The 17,362-nt window shown below is 40.1% G+C and carries 17 protein-coding genes; 5 read left to right on the top strand and 12 right to left on the bottom strand.

What is annotated here, in order from left to right; genetic code table 11:
- Positions 1-253 precede the first annotated feature (253 nt).
- Positions 254-685, top strand: a complete 432-nt coding sequence (locus H3U82_RS04255; RefSeq protein WP_198209362.1) for a hypothetical protein — start codon at positions 254-256, stop codon at positions 683-685.
- Positions 686-1,261: 576 nt separating this feature from the next.
- On the opposite strand, the gene H3U82_RS04250 is transcribed toward H3U82_RS04255, so the two are convergent.
- From H3U82_RS04250 to yjgA, 6 genes are all read right to left on the bottom strand, one after another.
- Positions 1,262-2,860 (bottom strand): peptide chain release factor 3, encoded by a 1,599-nt coding sequence (locus H3U82_RS04250; protein WP_037393470.1) that lies wholly within the window; start codon positions 2,858-2,860, stop codon positions 1,262-1,264.
- A gap of 177 nt (positions 2,861-3,037) precedes the next feature.
- Positions 3,038-3,910 (bottom strand): folate-binding protein YgfZ, encoded by an 873-nt coding sequence (locus H3U82_RS04245; RefSeq protein WP_198209360.1) that lies wholly within the window; start codon positions 3,908-3,910, stop codon positions 3,038-3,040.
- Between the two features lie 118 nt (positions 3,911-4,028).
- Positions 4,029-4,313, bottom strand: a complete 285-nt coding sequence (locus tag H3U82_RS04240) for a DNA-binding transcriptional regulator (RefSeq protein ID WP_025330612.1) — start codon at positions 4,311-4,313, stop codon at positions 4,029-4,031.
- A 317-nt stretch (positions 4,314-4,630) separates the two neighbouring features.
- Positions 4,631-5,407 carry a type I methionyl aminopeptidase gene (gene map / locus H3U82_RS04235; protein ID WP_025330613.1) on the bottom strand — a complete coding sequence of 259 codons (777 nt, stop codon included), beginning with the start codon at positions 5,405-5,407 and terminating at the stop codon, positions 4,631-4,633.
- Between the two features lie 51 nt (positions 5,408-5,458).
- On the bottom strand, positions 5,459-6,247 hold the full coding sequence (gene trpC / locus H3U82_RS04230) for an indole-3-glycerol phosphate synthase TrpC (RefSeq protein WP_025330614.1): 789 nt from the start codon (positions 6,245-6,247) through the stop codon (positions 5,459-5,461).
- Positions 6,248-6,331: 84 nt separating this feature from the next.
- A complete protein-coding gene (gene yjgA, locus H3U82_RS04225; protein ID WP_025330615.1) occupies positions 6,332-6,856 on the bottom strand; it encodes a ribosome biogenesis factor YjgA in 525 nt (174 codons plus the stop codon).
- A gap of 117 nt (positions 6,857-6,973) precedes the next feature.
- Between yjgA and pmbA the strand changes: the two genes are divergently transcribed.
- The 3 genes from pmbA to H3U82_RS04210 all read left to right on the top strand — a co-directional run bounded on the left by pmbA (position 6,974) and on the right by H3U82_RS04210 (position 10,209).
- Positions 6,974-8,332 carry a metalloprotease PmbA gene (pmbA, locus tag H3U82_RS04220; RefSeq protein ID WP_232336102.1) on the top strand — a complete coding sequence of 453 codons (1,359 nt, stop codon included), beginning with the start codon at positions 6,974-6,976 and terminating at the stop codon, positions 8,330-8,332.
- Between the two features lie 87 nt (positions 8,333-8,419).
- Positions 8,420-8,908 (top strand): disulfide bond formation protein B, encoded by a 489-nt coding sequence (locus tag H3U82_RS04215; protein ID WP_198209358.1) that lies wholly within the window; start codon positions 8,420-8,422, stop codon positions 8,906-8,908.
- Between the two features lie 53 nt (positions 8,909-8,961).
- On the top strand, positions 8,962-10,209 hold the full coding sequence (locus tag H3U82_RS04210; RefSeq protein ID WP_084554296.1) for a DUF1615 domain-containing protein: 1,248 nt from the start codon (positions 8,962-8,964) through the stop codon (positions 10,207-10,209).
- 50 nt (positions 10,210-10,259) lie between these two features.
- Here the strand turns inward: H3U82_RS04210 and H3U82_RS04205 are convergent, their stop codons facing one another.
- From H3U82_RS04205 to H3U82_RS04195, 3 genes are all read right to left on the bottom strand, one after another.
- Complete coding sequence (locus tag H3U82_RS04205; protein ID WP_198209356.1) at positions 10,260-12,164, bottom strand: ATP-binding cassette domain-containing protein; 1,905 nt, start codon at positions 12,162-12,164, stop codon at positions 10,260-10,262.
- 96 nt (positions 12,165-12,260) lie between these two features.
- Positions 12,261-12,692, bottom strand: coding sequence for a type IV pilin protein (locus H3U82_RS04200; RefSeq protein WP_038648826.1), 432 nt, complete (start codon positions 12,690-12,692; stop codon positions 12,261-12,263).
- Positions 12,693-13,105: 413 nt separating this feature from the next.
- Positions 13,106-14,419, bottom strand: coding sequence for a homoserine dehydrogenase (locus H3U82_RS04195; protein WP_084551868.1), 1,314 nt, complete (start codon positions 14,417-14,419; stop codon positions 13,106-13,108).
- A 146-nt stretch (positions 14,420-14,565) separates the two neighbouring features.
- Here H3U82_RS04195 and H3U82_RS04190 point away from each other — a divergent pair, with 146 nt between their 5' ends.
- Positions 14,566-14,943 carry an Mth938-like domain-containing protein gene (locus H3U82_RS04190; protein WP_084551972.1) on the top strand — a complete coding sequence of 126 codons (378 nt, stop codon included), beginning with the start codon at positions 14,566-14,568 and terminating at the stop codon, positions 14,941-14,943.
- A 128-nt stretch (positions 14,944-15,071) separates the two neighbouring features.
- Here H3U82_RS04190 and H3U82_RS04185 read toward each other — a convergent pair whose 3' ends face one another.
- The 3 genes from H3U82_RS04185 to rlmB are packed head-to-tail and all read right to left on the bottom strand — an operon-like array spanning position 15,072 to position 17,264.
- The gene (locus H3U82_RS04185) at positions 15,072-16,025 is read right to left on the bottom strand and encodes an SPFH domain-containing protein (RefSeq protein ID WP_037393457.1); all 954 of its coding nucleotides are present in this window, start codon (positions 16,023-16,025) and stop codon (positions 15,072-15,074) included.
- Positions 16,026-16,027: 2 nt separating this feature from the next.
- Entirely contained in the window at positions 16,028-16,462 is a 435-nt protein-coding gene (locus H3U82_RS04180) for an NfeD family protein (protein WP_198209354.1), read from the bottom strand.
- A gap of 58 nt (positions 16,463-16,520) precedes the next feature.
- On the bottom strand, positions 16,521-17,264 hold the full coding sequence (rlmB, locus tag H3U82_RS04175) for a 23S rRNA (guanosine(2251)-2'-O)-methyltransferase RlmB (protein WP_084551869.1): 744 nt from the start codon (positions 17,262-17,264) through the stop codon (positions 16,521-16,523).
- Between the last annotated feature and the right edge of the window lie 98 nt (positions 17,265-17,362).

Genomic DNA, 17,362 nt, shown 5'->3' with positions numbered 1-17,362 from the left:
ATGCTTTTAGTAAAATCAGTCTAATTGATGAGATGCTTAATAATCTAGATAATAAAATACAAGCTAATTATATTATTATAAATCAATTATCTGAAATTATTTTTAAAAAAGAGATATTGATATTTATCAGCAGGAATGGGAAAAAGAAGTTAATAAAAAATGTAATTGGGTCTATTCTAATATTGATATTTATTTATTTGGTCAGGAAGATAAATTTAGTTATCCATTATGTTTACTGAATGAACAAAATGCTATGATTAATGAATTAATTTTACTAATGAATCATAATAAAATTTTAGTGAATAATGAAATACAACAATATCTTACTAATATTCCAGAACAAAAACAGTACAATATTTATTTTAATTTATTAACGGAAAAATATGCTTTAAAGTTTTGTAGTTCACTTTATCCTTCAACTGGTATTAAAGAATGTATAAACCGATTTCTGTTGACTCAATATATTCCCGAAGAATATGAATTTAAACTTACAGTGGATAAGGGTTATTTGTATGATTCCCCCAATTTATCTGATAAAACAAGAATATATTTGGTTAGAGGAGATCAGATAAAATTATTAAGTTATAAAAATAATTTTTATAAAATCGAATATACATCAAAAGAAAATAAGATAATAAAAAAATGGCTCCAGTGCACTGCTATTAATGCTTGTATTTCAGATTAATAATACAAAAAATTTTAATTATTAATTTATAGCCGACTTGATATTAAGTAACTTAAATCAAAGAGAACATAACCTCTATGTTTAATTGAGATTTGATAAGAAAATTAAATAAAATTGTACAAAGGAGAATTTAAGAAAAAATGATGTAGAAAAATATTAAGCAAAACAAAATCAGCAATTTATAATCAAAAAATCATAAAAAAACACTTCTGCAAATAAAAATTTTTTGAATCAAATGGGTGTCTGCAGATAAAAAAGGGCAATTTTATTATTAGATTATAGTGGGAAAGTAGATAATTTAATTAAGTCAGCAGCGATTTTACAATATTTCCAGCATGTATAAATGTATATACTTTGTTCACCGCACAATAAAACAATCCTATACTTACTGCTACTTTTAAGTAATTTAGAGTTATAAAGTTATATACTGGGATATGGTATTACTCTTAATAAAATTCGCAGATATTTTATGTGTTCAGAGTAGAAATAAATTGATTTAAATTAGTATTAGATGTTTTTAAAAGAGTAAGCAGCTTTTCCTTTAAGGAATAAGCTGCTTCTGTTTGTGCAGAAAATCTATTGATTAATCTGTGCTGTTAATTCGCGGGTTTCATGAAAACGAATATCCGGCCAGCGCTCTTCTGTCAGAGACAGGTTTACACGGTTGGGAGCCAGATAGGTTAGGTTACCACCAGCATCCGTTGCGAGATTAAGTATGTTGGCTTTTTCAAATTCAGCCAGTTTTTTCCGGTCAGAGCAGGACACCCAGCGTGCTGACCAGATGCTGACAGATTCAAATACGGCATCAACGCCATATTCGTTGGCCAGACGAGCGGTAACTACTTCAAACTGCAATACACCTACAGCACCGAGTATCAGATCGCCGCCATTGTGAGGTCTGAATACCTGTACTGCACCTTCTTCACCAAGTTGTTGTAATCCTTTTTGCAGTTGTTTCATTTTTAATGGATTTTTAATTCTCACAGCACGAAACAGTTCCGGTGCAAAAAACGGGATGCCGGTAAAGGTGAGGCGTTCACCTTCGGTGAAGCTGTCGCCAATCTGGATATTACCGTGATTAGGGATACCGATAATATCACCAGCAAAAGCCTCTTCAACCAGTTCACGGGTATGTGACATAAAAGTGACAACACTGGATGCAGCAATGTCTCGGTTAAGACGTAGGTGTTTGATTTTCATGCCCCGGGTAAATTCACCGGAACACACGCGTAAAAAAGCAATACGGTCGCGATGCTTGGCATCCATATTGGCCTGTATTTTGAATACAAAACCGGAAAATTTGTTTTCAGTTGGTTCGACCACCCGCTCTAGTGTTTCTCTGGGCTGCGGAGCCGGTGCCCAGTCAATCAATGCATTGAGGATTTCCTGAATACCGAAATTGTTGATGGCTGAACCAAAGAAGACAGGTGTCAGCTCGCCGCGCAGAAATGCCTCTAAATCAAACTCATTTGACGCGGCCTGCACGAGCTCAATTTCTTCGCGCAGTTGCTGAATTTCTATCGGAAAGAGCTCATCCAGTCGGGAATTATTGATACCTTTGATTACATCAAATTCATGTGGCAGCTTCTCGCCACCGGCTTCAAAGAGGTAAATCTCATCATTCAGGATGTGATAGACACCTTTGAAATTTTTTCCCATACCAATCGGCCAGGTAATCGGAGCGCAGCGGATGTGCAGTATGTTTTCAACTTCATCGAGCAGTTCAAGTGAGTCGCGAACTTCGCGGTCATATTTGTTCATGAAGGTAACAATCGGTGTGTCACGCAGGCGACAAACATTTAAAAGTTTGATTGTTTGTGCTTCTACGCCTTTGGCAGCATCGATAACCATCAAGGCACTGTCAACGGCAGTGAGTACGCGATAAGTATCTTCAGAAAAATCTTCGTGGCCGGGTGTATCAAGCAGGTTAACAACATGTTGACGATAATCAAACTGCATCACAGATGAAGCTACGGAAATACCACGCTGTTTTTCGATTTCCATCCAGTCTGATGTGGCAAATTTACCGGATTTTTTTCCTTTTACTGTACCTGCAGAGAGGATAGCTCCTGAAAACAATAGCAGTTTTTCTGTTAGGGTGGTTTTACCGGCATCCGGATGGGAAATAATCGCAAATGTGCGGCGTCGTGCCGCTTCCTGGGCAATCTGACTCATGATTTTTATATTCTGAAAACAATAAAAACAAGACGGCTGTGGCCGTCTTGTAAAGAGATACGTATTGTAGCACAGGTTGATATGAAATCTGTTAATTGGATATTTTAGTGCTGTTAATCATAATTTTTTATGAATATAAATTTTGTTTATCGGCTGTTTACCTGTGATTTAAACCGGTTAGTCATTAGCTGTAGAAAAAAAGCATTTTTTTATTATTAAAACTTGGTTGTTACATTTTAGCTGCGCCTGGGCAGCATTGTGTTTAATAACAGCCAGTGCCAGTGAAACTGAGTCTTTTTGTACCTGATTGATAATCAGCCCTGCTTCTTCATTGTTGCTATCATATATGCTGTCTCCGTCGGAAAGCGGGGTAGTACTTTCAATAAGTACCAAGCCGCGTTTTACCTGACCGCGGTACTGGGCGCGAGCGATAATTTCCTGTCCTGGATAACATCCTTTTTTAAAATGCACGGCACCGATAAGCTGCTGATTGAGCATTTGTGCTACACATGTTTCTGTGGTGGCTGCACTAATCCATGGATTGCCGCAGGTAATTTCATGAGTTTTCCATGCTAGGGCAATTTCTGTATTCAGTGGTGGTAGTTGATCGATTTTGCCGATACTGACCAAAGAGTGATCTGGCAGTTGTATATGCCAGATCTGATTTGTCATTGTTGCTGATAAAACGTATTGAGGTTGTTCTGGTGTATTTGATACAGGAATATCATTTGGTAAACAAACTGCTACACCCCATTCAGGTAAGGTTTCTAATTTTACTTTGCTGCGCAAAATGTACATTTGCAATTTTTTCTGTAGTGTTTCACACAGATCGGCTGCAGCAATCAGAATAATATCGTCTCCTCTGTTAAGTAGAAGCATATTGGTGATGACACGGCCTTTAGCTGTGTTGTAAGTTGCCAGACATGCCTGTCTTTCTGCAAGATGATTAATGTCATTTGAAAGTTGATTATGCAAAAATGTAGTGCGATCTTCACCGCTAACCCGAATAAGGCCGAAAAAGGGCATCAGGGTAGATGCTGTGTGTGTCATGTATAAATCCTAATTAATCGTTTTGCTTATTATAAGGTTGGAATTTTTAATATACAAAATAAAAGCTCCGTCCAGAGAAGGTACGGAGCTTTGATAAGGGGCTAATGAGCAGAGAGGATCATTTTCCTTCTACTTTGGCTTTAAGCTGCTGATACATATCAGGGTGCTCAGTTTTAAGCAGTTCAGCCACTTCCATGTTTACGCGATTAAGTTTGCTTAATTCCAATTGTTCAACATGTACCAGACGAACCAGTTCACGAACTGGCTTCGGGATATTACGACCTGCTTCATAACGGGAACCGCCAGACTGAGTAACGCCAACCTGACTCCAGAACTCAATCTGATTCAGACCAAGTTTTTTACGGATTTCGCGCACATTGTTAATAGGCTTGAATGCTTTCATGATTTTTATACCTTAAAAAGCGAGTTGTCTATGTTTAGTTGAATTAATTAATATGGTCATTCACAGATAATTATTTATTTTGATAAAAATTTATCAATAAATGTTATGAAAAATGTTTTACCATTATGCATAATTATCTATGGACATCAATATTATCACAATTGTTTTTACATTCAATACAATATTGCTATTGTTTTATTAAAATGCGGTATAACAGGATAATACAAATTTATTTTAATTAATCTAAATTAAGATTTATTGCCTTATATCAGATATTCGTGCAGCTTAAATGTAAAGTTATGATATTTTAAAGTGAATTAAGGTTTGCCTGTTAATGGGCTGACTGTGAGTATTTCATAGCCGTCATCAGTAACCAATACCTCGTGTTCCCATTGTGCAGAGAGTTTGTGGTCTTTGGTTACAACAGTCCATCCGTCACCTAATATACGCAAATGACGTTTACCTTGATTAACCATTGGTTCAATTGTAAATATCATACCGGGTTGCAATTTTAATCCTGTATGACGACGACCATAATGCAACACTTGTGGTTCTTCATGGAATCCGCGTCCAACTCCATGTCCGCAAAATTCCTGCACCATGGAGTAACCTGCATTTTCTGCTACTTGCTGGCAGGCGTAACCTATATCCCCAAGTGTCGCGCCCGGTTTAACTACAGAAATACCAGCCATCATACTCTGGTGAGTGATGTTAATGAGACGGCGTGCTTGAGGACTGATTTCCCCGACTGCATACATGCGGCTCGAGTCGCCATGAAAACCATCTTTGATAATGGTGACATCTATATTTAATATATCCCCGTTTTTTAGTGGCTTATCATCGGGTATGCCGTGACAGATTACATGGTTAACAGAAGTACAGCATGACTTGGGAAATGGCGGGTTGCCATAGCCTAACGGGGCAGGATAGCCGCCCTGAACATTGATATGATAATCGTGAATCAGACGATCAATTTCATTGGTGGTGATTCCCGGTTTGATAAACTGGCCTATGTAGTCAAGGGCTTCGGCAGCCAGCCGGCCAGCAACACGCATTGCAGCAATTTCTTCTGCGTTCTTAATAATCACGGCCATGATTTTTCCTTTTAGGGTAATTAAAACAATTCAGTTAATGTGTACAATAATTTAAGCATTGACCAGTAAACTTAGTTCATCAGCAATGTTTTGTTTACGCATAAGGCTTTCACCGATAAGAAAAGTATTAACCTGATGCTGTTGCATCATATGAATATCGTTTGTGGTGAAAATACCACTTTCTGTCACAATAGTTTTTCCGGTTAATGCAGGCAGAAGTTTGATAGTTTGTTGTAAATCTACTTCGAAAGTACGCAGATTACGATTGTTTACTCCCCATAGCGGGGTACGCATATTAATGCATTTTTCAAGCTCGTCTTCGTTATGAATTTCGAGTAATACAGTCATACCCAGCTCGTGAGCAATGGCTTCATATTCGGTTAACTGGGTACGGCTTAATGCTGCTGCAATAAGTAAGATTGCATCTGCATTGTATGCCCGGGACTGGTATACCTGATAGACATCTATGATGAAATCTTTGCGCAGTACCGGCAGATTGCAGGCATTGCGTGCGAGATTCAGATAGCCAAGGTTACCCTGAAAATAGTTTTTGTCTGTTAATACAGACATGCAGGCTGCGCCACCAAGCTGATAATCTCTGGCAATTTTTTCTGGTGAAAAATCAGGACGAATCAGTCCTTTAGACGGGCTAGCTTTTTTAACTTCGGCAATAATGGCAGCTTTTCCCTGATGATGTTTTGTATGTATTGCTTCAAGAAAAGGACGCGCAGGGGCTTGGTCATAGGCTTTTGCCCGCACTTCAGCCAGTGATTCAGCCGTTTTGGCTGTAACCATTTCGGTTTTTTTTGTGGCAATAATTTTATTTAAGATATCACTCATGGTTTTTTTTGTCCGAAGTTACATGCTGAAGCTGAATTAATGAAAAAAGTGAAAGGTGAATTGTGTGAAGAAAGAAGTAAGGGTTCAGGATGCTGTATCTTCACTAATTTCCGTTTTCAATACCTGAAAAATAGCGCGGAAAGCTTTTGGTGGCTTTCCTGCTGCCTGTTCCTTACGGGCATTGCGGATTAATGTACGCAGATTATTGATATCAATATGCGGATAGCGGCTGATAATTTCAGTAAGGCTGCTGTCATCGGAAATTAAACGATCACGCAGATTTTCCAGCCTTTGTAAATAAGCATTGTGTGCACTGTTTTCACCTTTGAGGCGAGCCAGATAATCACTAATTGGTTTGGTATCGGTTTCGCGCATCAGACGACCGATAAACTGAGCCTGACGTTTCAGTGCGCTGTTAGAGGTAATTTTCTGATAGCTTAATACTGCCTGTAATAAATCCTCTGACAAATTTATTTTTTTCAGTGTATCAGCAGACAGTTTAGTTAGCTCCATACCTAATTGCTGCAAATCATTCATTTGCTTTTTCAATTGGGTTTTACTTACCCATTCTTCGTCTGCACGAGACTGACTGTCTGTATTACTGTTCATATATGTATGTATTACGTGTATATCGGAATTTCAAGTATCTATTTTAGCAAAAAATCCATATCATTTCAGTTGACATGTATGTTTAACTGCTGCCAGTGCTGAATTCAGCATGTTAGAATGCAGGCTTCTTCGCATGAGAGTAGATTAATGTTTCATCATAGTGCCGATCAGTTACAGGAGCTGTGCCAGCAGGCAATAAATAAAGCCAGAAAGCAGGGAGCCAGTTCTGTTGAAATTGATATCAGTGAATCTGCGGGTCAGAATGTACAGGTACGCCAGCAGAATGTCGAACATATTGAGTATCAGCAGGATAAATCTCTGGATGTAACTGTTTATCTGGGACAGGCTAAAGGGCGTGCAAGTACTGCTGATTTTAGTAATAAGGCAATTGACGAAGTCATCGGAGCAGCTTTGAATATTGCCCGTTTTACTGCTCAGGATGATTGCGCCGGTTTGGCAGATGCGGCATTACTGGCAACGGAATTCGGTGATACAGAATCTTTTTTCCCCTGGCGGCTGTCTGCTGATGAAGCAATTGAGATTGGTAAAAAAACCGAACAGGCAGCACTTGATACGGATGAGCGTATCAAAAACTCCGAAGGAGCAGAAGTACAGACTGATCATTATCAGTTTGTATATGCCAACAGTAATGATTTTTGTGCTTATCAGCGCGGCAGCAGGCACAGTATTTCCTGTAGTGTGGTGGCTGCGGACGCTTCTGGAATGCAGCGTGATTATTGGTACGATTTAGCGCGTGATGCACGAGATCTTGCTGATGCTGAAATTATCGGACAGACAGCGGCAACACGTACAGTACGGCGTCTGGATGGCAGATCTATGGCTACAGGAAAATATCCGGTAATTTTTGATACTACTATAGCAGGTAGTCTAATTGGTCATCTGGTAGGTGCACTGAGTGGTAGTGCGTTATACCGGCAAACCAGTTTTCTGGTAGATAGCCTTGGTAAACAGATTATGGCGCCCTGGGTATGTCTTACAGAGAAACCACATGTGAAAAAAGCGCTTGCCAGTACATATTTTGATGCTGAGGGTGTAGCCACACATGAACGTACAGTTATTAATGAAGGCTCTGTTGCGGGTTATTTTCTTGGCAGCTACAGTGCACGTAAGTTAGGTATGCGCACTACTGGAAATGCAGGTGGTGTTCATAATTTATATCTTAATCATACCCATGCCAGTCAGGACGATTTATTGAAAACAATGGGAACCGGTTTATTGGTTACTGAGTTGATGGGGCAGGGTGTAAATGCTATTACAGGTGACTATTCCCGAGGCGCGGCAGGTTTCTGGGTGGAAAACGGTGTGATTGCCTATCCGGTAGAGGGTATTACAATCGCTTCACGTTTACAGGAAATGTTTATGGCGATGGTTGGTGCAGCAGATGATGCGTTAAAGCGCAGTACGCATAAAGTTGGATCTATTCTGATAGATAATATGACTATTGCTGGTGCCTGAAACGTAAATGATTATGGGAATTTGTTTGATTAATAGACGGGCAGAAAGTAGAAATGTTTGGTAACTGTCTGCTTAAAAGGATTGAAAATGAGCTTCCGTAAAGCATTGTGGTGTGTATTTTTTCTGGCTGTACTTTGTGCAGCTGGTTCTTTTGTTGGTCAGTATGTTCTGGATATGAACCCGTGTGTGCTGTGTATTGTTCAGCGTGTTGCGGTTATTGCCACTGCGCTTCTGGCATTTTTGTGTGCCTGCTGTCCTAATCGCAACTGTATTGAGCGGGTGATAAATGCCATTGTGGTCAGTCTGGCACCCATAGGCGGACTGGGTGTAGCTGTATATCAGATATATATTCAGCATCTGCCATTGATGGATCAGCCATCTTGCGGTGCACCATGGACATTCCGTCTGCGTGATGCGCCATTGTTTCATTGGTATGAACCGATTATTCGCGGTACAGGTAATTGTGGTGAGGTTCAGAAAATTTTACTGATACCTTTACCGATATGGAGTGCGTTATTTTTTACAGCTGTATTGATTTGGGTCTGGGTATGGTTTTGGCGTAGCCGTAAGGGCTAACACCGGGCTGAGTTTCCTGCTGAAAACAGATTTGTTTAAATGAATGCTATGGTATGAATGCTAGATTTTTACTGAAGACTATTAGTCATATAACACTGGCCGGGTTTCTGCTATACAGCCTGTCTGCATGTAAGGACAGTGGCGGATGGTATGGCGGTAATGATGATTCACCGGATGACAGCAGCAGAATTTTAAATCAGCCTTCTCAGATAAGCAGACTAATACCTGCTCGTGTAAAAGAACGAGATGCGTGGGCTGTGGATATCAGCCGGATAATGGATGAGCTGAAAATCAGTAAAACACAGGAAAATGTATGTAGTGTAATTGCCGTTGTAGATCAGGAGTCTAATTTTGTTGCTAATCCAACTGTTCCGGATCTTGGTAATAAAGCAATTAAAGCTTTTCAGACAGAAGTGCCGCAAAAATTTGTCAGACAGTTCGGACCTGCTCTTGGACCGGCAGTTTCACGCTATTTTACTTCAGTACTGGTTAATGAACCCAGCAAAGAAAACAGTTTCCTGATACAGATGCGGACGGTTAAAACCGAACAGCAGCTGGATTTAATTTACCGGCAGATATTTGCTTATGTTTCAAAGCAATTTTATGCAGATTCAATTACCAATGCCGCAGCTAAATTTATGGGAAAAGATATCGGAGAAGATAATAATCCGATTACAACAATTGGTTCAATGCAGGTATCAGTAAAATACGCACGTGAACATCAGCGCGATAATGCTTCGGTAAATGAATTACGTGATTATATGTATACACGTGAAGGTGGTTTATATTATGGTATTCACCGGCTAATGAAGTATCCAGCAGCCTATGATAATGCTCAATATCGTTTTGCTGATTATAATTCCGGCATGTATTCAAGCCGTAATGCGGCTTTTCAGCAAGATATAAATAAACTGCTTAATACAGATATGGCACTGGATGGAGATTTATTGCTGTATGATAAAGATGATAAGGCGCAATCAATGCCAAGTCAGACTGAAACTGCACTGAATCAGTTATTTGCCGATCATGGTATGCCAATGAAACCGGAACAGATACGTGCAGATTTATTACAGGAAAAACAGGCAGAATTTGAAAATACATCCACCTATCAGAATGTAATTACTTTATATAAGCAACAGTTCGGTAAGAATCCGCCATATGCCATTATGCCACAGGTTGTAATTAGCGGACCAAAGTTAAGCAAAGATTATAATACCAACTGGTATGCTACTAATGTCACACGTCGTTATGAAACTTGTATGCGGCATGGTGGAGGGACCGGACGCCATCGTAAAAGATAAATTCAAACATAAAAAAGCCAGTATATGAATATACTGGCTTTTTTATCGGATTAGCCCTGATTTTTTTGTTTTGCTTCAAGGATTTCCCAGCGTTCAAGTTTTTCCAGCATCAGCTCTTCAATTTCAGCAATACGTGTTTGCCATTCAGTTGCCAGTTTATAGTCATTTTTGAATATTTCCGGATCGGAAAGTTTATTATTCAGCTCTTGCTGCTCTGCTTCGAGAGCAGCAAGCTCGTCGGGTAAGCTGGCGAGTTCACGTTGTTCGTTGTAGGAAAGTTTATCGTTGCGTCGGCTTTTTTGCCGGTTTTTATCAGGATTACTGGTATTTTTGCTTGTTGTGGGCGCTGGTGTTAGTAAGCTTTGTTCACGTTTTTGGGCGTCAATATAATCCTGATAACCGCCTATATATTCTTTTAACTGACCATTACCTTTGAAAACTATGGATTGGGTAACTACATTATCCAGAAAAGTACGATCGTGGCTGACAAGAAATACGGTGCCGTTATAATCCCGCAATAACTCTTCCAGTAATTCCTGCGTATCGATATCCAAATCATTTGTTGGTTCATCAAGTACCAGAATATTCGCCGGACGAGTAAATAGTTTAGCCAGTAATAGCCGGTTGCGCTCGCCACCAGAAAGTGATTTGACTTCACTACGAACTCTGGCCGGAGAAAACAGAAATTCTTCAAGATAACCAATTACGTGTTTACGCTGGCCGCCAATATCAATGTAATCATTACCCTGACCTATAGTATCAAAAACAGTATCGTTTTCATTTAATGCACTACGAAACTGATCGAAATAGGCAACTTCCTGACGTGAACCCAGCCGAATTTTGCCTGAGGTTGGCTGTAATTCACCTAAAATCAATTTTAAAAAGGTGGTTTTGCCAACACCATTTGATCCTATTAGACCAATTTTGTCACCGCGCTGAATAACACAAGAGAAATCACGCACAATAAGGTGTTCACCATAAGCAAATCCAGCGTGTTCAAGCTCTGCGATAATTTTCCCGCTGGCTTCGCCGCGATTTAAATTAAAGCTGACCTGACCCTGCACCTCACGACGGGCAGCGCGTTCGCGGCGCAGTTGTTCCAGTCGTTTTACCCGCCCCTGGTTACGTGTGCGGCGTGCTTCAATGCCTTTGCGAATCCATGCTTCTTCCTGAGCATGAAATTTATCAAAAAGCCGGTTATGTTCAGCTTCAACAGCCAGTTCCTGTGCTTTTTTTTCACTATAAGCACTAAAACTTCCCGGGTAGCTACGTAAATGTCCGCGGTCTAATTCGATGATACGCGTAGCTACACGATCCAGAAAGCGTCGGTCATGTGTTACGACAATCAGGCTGCCGGCAAAATTGCCTAGCAGATTTTCCATCCATTCTATCGCTTCAATATCCAGATGGTTGGTTGGTTCATCCAGTAACAGGATATCAGGTTTTTGTACCCATGCCTGAGCCAGAGCAACACGCTTTTTCTGACCACCGCTTAAATTGCCGATCAATTCGTTTTCCGGCAGTTGTAATTCACTTAAGGTTTGCGCAATTAAGGCATCAAATTGCCAGCCGTTACGGTTTTCCAGCTCATTTTGTAATTCAGTTAACCGATTCAGACTGGCTTCATCAACAATATTCTGGCTGAGCTCATGATACTCACGTAACAGATTTTGCAGTTCGCCCAATCCTTGGGCTATGGTGTCAAATACAGTGGTCTGCGGGTCAAAAAAAGACTCCTGCGGAACATACACAACTTTTTGGTTGTTTTGGATGGTCAACAATCCGTCATCCAGCTTCTGTACCCGGGCCAGAATTTTCAGTAATGTGGATTTCCCGGCACCATTGCGACCAATAAAGCCTATTTTTTCACCTGCATCCATTTGCAGAGATGCATGATCCAGTAAGGGGTGGTGACCTACAGCAAAGCAGGCATTATCGAGTGACAGAATACTCATGATTAAAACGGATATGTTCTGATATCAATTATGAAAACGAGTGTATTGTATCAGTTTAACAGTTAATATGTTGCTATTGTCCTGTATATAGAATAATTAAAAAATCCGGCATTTTTTGTCTGGCTGACCTTTACCATCAAAAAAATGATTTTCTTCATCGCAGCGGCTGGTACTGCTTTGACAGATAAATATTCTGCCATCCTGATTTAGCTTGATAATTCGGGGTTCAGCTTCAGTATCAATGGCTACAGCTTTAAGTGTGAAATGCTCTTCACGAGCAAAACTCGGGTTCCCTTGTATACGAAAACAAAAATGCTGATTTTTACTGATAGGTAATTCAGGCCAGTTGTGCTTGTTTTGTTTATAACTAAGATGTTTCTGATAATGTACAGCAAGAAATTGACCATTAATCAGCAGTGCCGCCTTCGCCTGATTTAATCGTGCCTGTAACTGATGCTGACGATAATATGGATAAGCTATAACAGTTAATATAATGATAACAGCCAGAGTAACCAGAAGCTGAAGCATGCTGTAGCCCTGTATATTTTTGCGGGTAGACTGCGGATGATATCTGATTGGTAACTGATGGAATATACGAACCATTATGGAATAAAAACAATCAATATTTTAGTATAATATTATATATAAATATATTTATTTTGTATATTTTATTCATTTAAATGATGAATTAATTGTAAATTATTGAAATTTTATAAATACATTATATAAATATGATTGGCTTAATTGTTTTATGCATATTAAATTATTATATGCTCGGAAATAATAATCTGATATTGATAATTAAATTACTTTTGTCGATATTGTAAAAATAAAAATTTTTATTTTTACAAACGGTACAGCTAACTATGTGCTGACTTCTGTAACGACAATAAAAAAACGGGCAAATAATGCCCGTTTCAGAAACATGATAAGTGATGGAATTATCTAGGATGTAAGCTTTCCATCCGAATCATGGTAACTGGGGATAACACCCGTGGTAATGCCTGAATTCTGGCCATTGACTGTTTGATAAAACGTTCTTTGGTTGAATGTGTCAGGATAACAATTTCGGCAGATTCCTTATTAATCATACCTTTTTGGATGAGAGCCTCAATAGAAATATTTTCTGCAGCAAGAATATTCGCAATTTCTCCCAGCACCCCCGGTTCATCGCAGGCAGATACACGCAGATAATAACTGCTGGTGATTTCATCCATTGGCAGAATGGAGATATTTTGTAATGAATTAGACTGAAAAGCCAGATAGGGAACCCGGTAGCTGGCTTCAGCATTCTGTAATCGGGTTACATCAATAATATCAGCCATTACCGCACTGGCAGTTGGGCCGGCACCAGCACCAGCACCATAATAGAGTGTCTGCCCAATCATATCTGCCTGAACAGATACAGCATTCATAACTCCTTCTACTTTTGCCAGTAATCGGCTTTCAGGGATTAAAGTAGGGTGTACACGCAGCTCAATACCTTGCGGAGTTTTGCGGGTAATACCAAGTAATTTAATGCGATAGCCTAGTTCCTCAGCATAACAGATGTCCAGACTTTCCAGATGACTGATGCCTTCCAGATAACACTGGCTAAAATTAATCGGGGTTCCGAATGCCAGTGCGGAAATAATACTTAATTTATGACCAGCATCATGACCTTCAATATCGAATGTAGGATCGGCTTCTGCATAACCTAGTTCTTGTGCTTGTTTTAATGCTTCCGGAAAGGTGCTGCCTCGGGTACGCATTTCACTCAGAATGAAATTACTGGTGCCATTGATAATGCCGGCAATAGATTCGATATGGTTGGCAGCCAGCCCCTCACGTAAAGCTTTAATAATGGGAATACCGCCGGCAACTGCAGCTTCATACATCACCATTACATTGTGTTCAGAAGCCAGTCGGAAAATTTCGTTACCGTACTCTGCCAGTAGTTTTTTATTGGCTGTAACGATGTGTTTTCCGTTTCTGATTGCCTGAATCACAGCGTCTTTAGCTATTGTTGTACCGCCAATCAGTTCTACCACAACATCAACATCAGTTGCATTTACTACTTCAAATACATCATCACTAACAAAAGTGCTATTGCCGCATATTTCCCGGGTACGTTCAATATTACGACTTGCTGCACGGGTAATAATTAATTCGCGACCGAGCCGGCGGGTAATTTCATCCGCATTATTCTGTAATAACTTGACGGTACCACCACCTACTGTGCCGACGCCCAGCAAGCCTATACGCAGAGGCTGCATGTTTACTCCTTCAAATAGACAAATTTAATTTATGGACTGCCTGATACTTGCAATTTTACGTGAATAATCTACTATGCTAGCCGAAAACTACTTTTTTGACTACTACAGCCATAGTATGTTGTGTGGTTATGCATGAGGAAATTTTAATGCAAATTGAAGAAATCCGGGATAAACAAGGATTATGGATTGAGGAAGTTGATACCGGAAAAATTACTGTAAACGGCCGGCAATATACTCAACCTGTATGTATTACTGCTGATAAGGTGCTCACACTGGATAAGCAAGCAGCCAGTGAGTTAACCATTGATGATTTTACTCAGGCTTTACAGTTTAAGCCTGAAGTGATTTTAATCGGTACCGGAAATCATCATGTGTTTATTCATCCGCGTCTGACTTCACAATTAGTCGCAAAAGGAATCGGTGTAGAAAGTATGTCTACAGCTGCTGCTTGCCGTACTTTTATGGTATTGCGCAGTGAAGGCCGCAGTGTCTGGGCATGGTTGTGGCCATTTACAGAAGAGTAGTATGTATTTAAATATATTGCTTTTAAAAAGAATAATTTAGAAATAATCAGTATCAGGGTTAAGGATAAAAAATCAGGCTGCCGGTATCATTAACCGGAACCTGATTTTTTAATACTTACGTAAGTTATTTATTTAACTGCTGTGTTGTTCTGACCTTTGATAATGCTCATGCCAGCACTTACCAGGCTACCAATATCTGCAACATTAGCAGGCATAATCAGAGTGTTATTGGTTTTTGCCAGTTTAGCAAAAGCATCTACGTATTGTTCAGCCACTTTCAGATTCACAGCTTCTGTACCTCCCGGTTCTTTTACTGCGGCAGCTACCTGACGAATTGCTTCCGCGGTCGCCTGTGCAACCAGACGCAAAGCTTCAGCTTCACCTTCGGCGCGATTAATTTGCGCTACTTTGGCACCCTGTGATTCATTGATAGAAGCTTGAGCTTCACCCTGTGACTTCTGAATTTCAGCTTCACGCTGACCGGCCGCCAGATTAATCTGTTCCTGCTTGATCCCTTCAGACTGAGCAATACGTGCGCGTTTTTCCCGTTCGGCTGTAATCTGAGCCTGCATTGAGCGCAAAATTTCCTGAGGTGGAACCAAATCTTTGATTTCATAGCGCAATACTTTAACGCCCCATGAAACCGCTGCTTCATCCAGAGAGGCAACCACGGTATGGTTAATATCATCACGTTCTTCAAAAGTTTTATCCAGTTCCATACGACCAATAACTGAACGTAATGTTGTTTGAGCCAGTTGGGTAATGGCAACTACAAAGTTACTGGAGCCATAGGATGCAAGTTTAGGATCAGTTACCTGAAAATAGATAATACCATCCACTGTAAGCTGTGTATTATCGCGGGTAATACAAACCTGACTGGGTACATCCAGTGGTATTTCCTTTAAGGTATGTTTATAAGCGACACGATCGATAATCGGAATAATAAAATTAAGACCGGCTACCAGAGTAGCGTGATAGCGGCCTAAACGTTCAACAATATAGACTTCCTGCTGAGGTACAACTTTAAATGCCATGCAGATAAATGCAACAATGGCGGCGAGAAAAATAAAAGTCAGAATCATGATTATTCCTGCTGAGTAGATGGGGCTTGAGAAGTAATATTTAAAATATTGCCTTGATGGCTGATGATTTGGGCACTGTCACCGGATTTTGCGTCAGTCGGATGATTAAAACGAGCCTGCCAGATAGTGCCCCGATAATGTACCTGCCATAATCCGTCGGGTAGGAGCTGAGTAAGTATCACTGTCTGACCGTAGTCCGGATCATCAGTTGGTTTTGCCATATTTTCATGCGGATGTTTATTTTGCCAGGCACGTACGATGGTAATACCCAGAATAGAAAAAACTATTGCAATAACAGCATTGACGCTCTCACTGGTTTTCAGCAGCCATTCAGCCAGACCGGCACTTAGTAATGAGGCACTGATTACCAGCATATAAAAAGTGCCGCTAAACATTTCCAATACAAACAGAACCAAAGCTGCAATACACCAAATCATCAGTATCTCCTTAACTTTATAATATTTAACAGAAATGTGTTTTATTGTAAAGCCGACTTCAGGCAGATAGTATCCGTTGCCTACGGGTTTCGCTCAGAACGATACCAGTGCTGACAGAAACATTCAGGCTTTCAACGGTTCCGAACATAGGAATGGATACCAGTGTATCACACAGATCTCGTGTTAAACGGCGCATGCCATTACCTTCTGCACCCATTACCCATGCTACTGCTTCCGGGGCCGTAAAGTGATATAAGTCATCACTACCGTTCATATCAGTACCGATAATCCAGATACCGCGCTTTTTCAATTCACGAATGGTGCGTGCCAGATTTGTTACTGTAATATAAGGTACTGTTTCAGCAGCACCACAGGCTACTTTACTTACGGTAGCATTTAATCCGACACTTTTATCTTTGGGTGCAATTACCGCGTGAACTCCCATAACATCTGCAACACGCAAACAGGCTCCCAGATTATGCGGATCTGTAATGCCGTCAAGAATCAGCAATAACGGTGGTTCATTCAGATTTTCAAGTACATCTTCTATGTCTACATGTTGTCTGGAAGCATCGATAAAGCCCACTACACCCTGATGGCGGGCATGTTTACTCAAAGTATCGAGCCGTGCCTGATCTGCGCTGATAATGCGCACATTTTCTGCTTCAGCTTTATTTAATACATCGCGCATACGGGCATCATGTTTACCCTCCAGTACATAAAGTTCAATTATGCTGTCCGGGTTTTGCCATAAACGGGCATTAACTGCGTGAAAGCCAATGATGAGGCGCTGATTTGACATGTATATTTCATTTAGTGAGTAAAGAAACCAATTATAACGGAAATTAGTGTACTAATCTGATTATACCAAATAAATATCATTCTTCTTTTAAAAATGTA

Source organism: Snodgrassella sp. W8132 (assembly GCF_016100865.1).
Classification (GTDB): Bacteria; Pseudomonadota; Gammaproteobacteria; order Burkholderiales; family Neisseriaceae; genus Snodgrassella; species Snodgrassella alvi.
The sequence above is the reverse complement of the archived record's forward strand: the minus strand, read 5'-3'. Positions and strand labels throughout refer to the sequence as shown.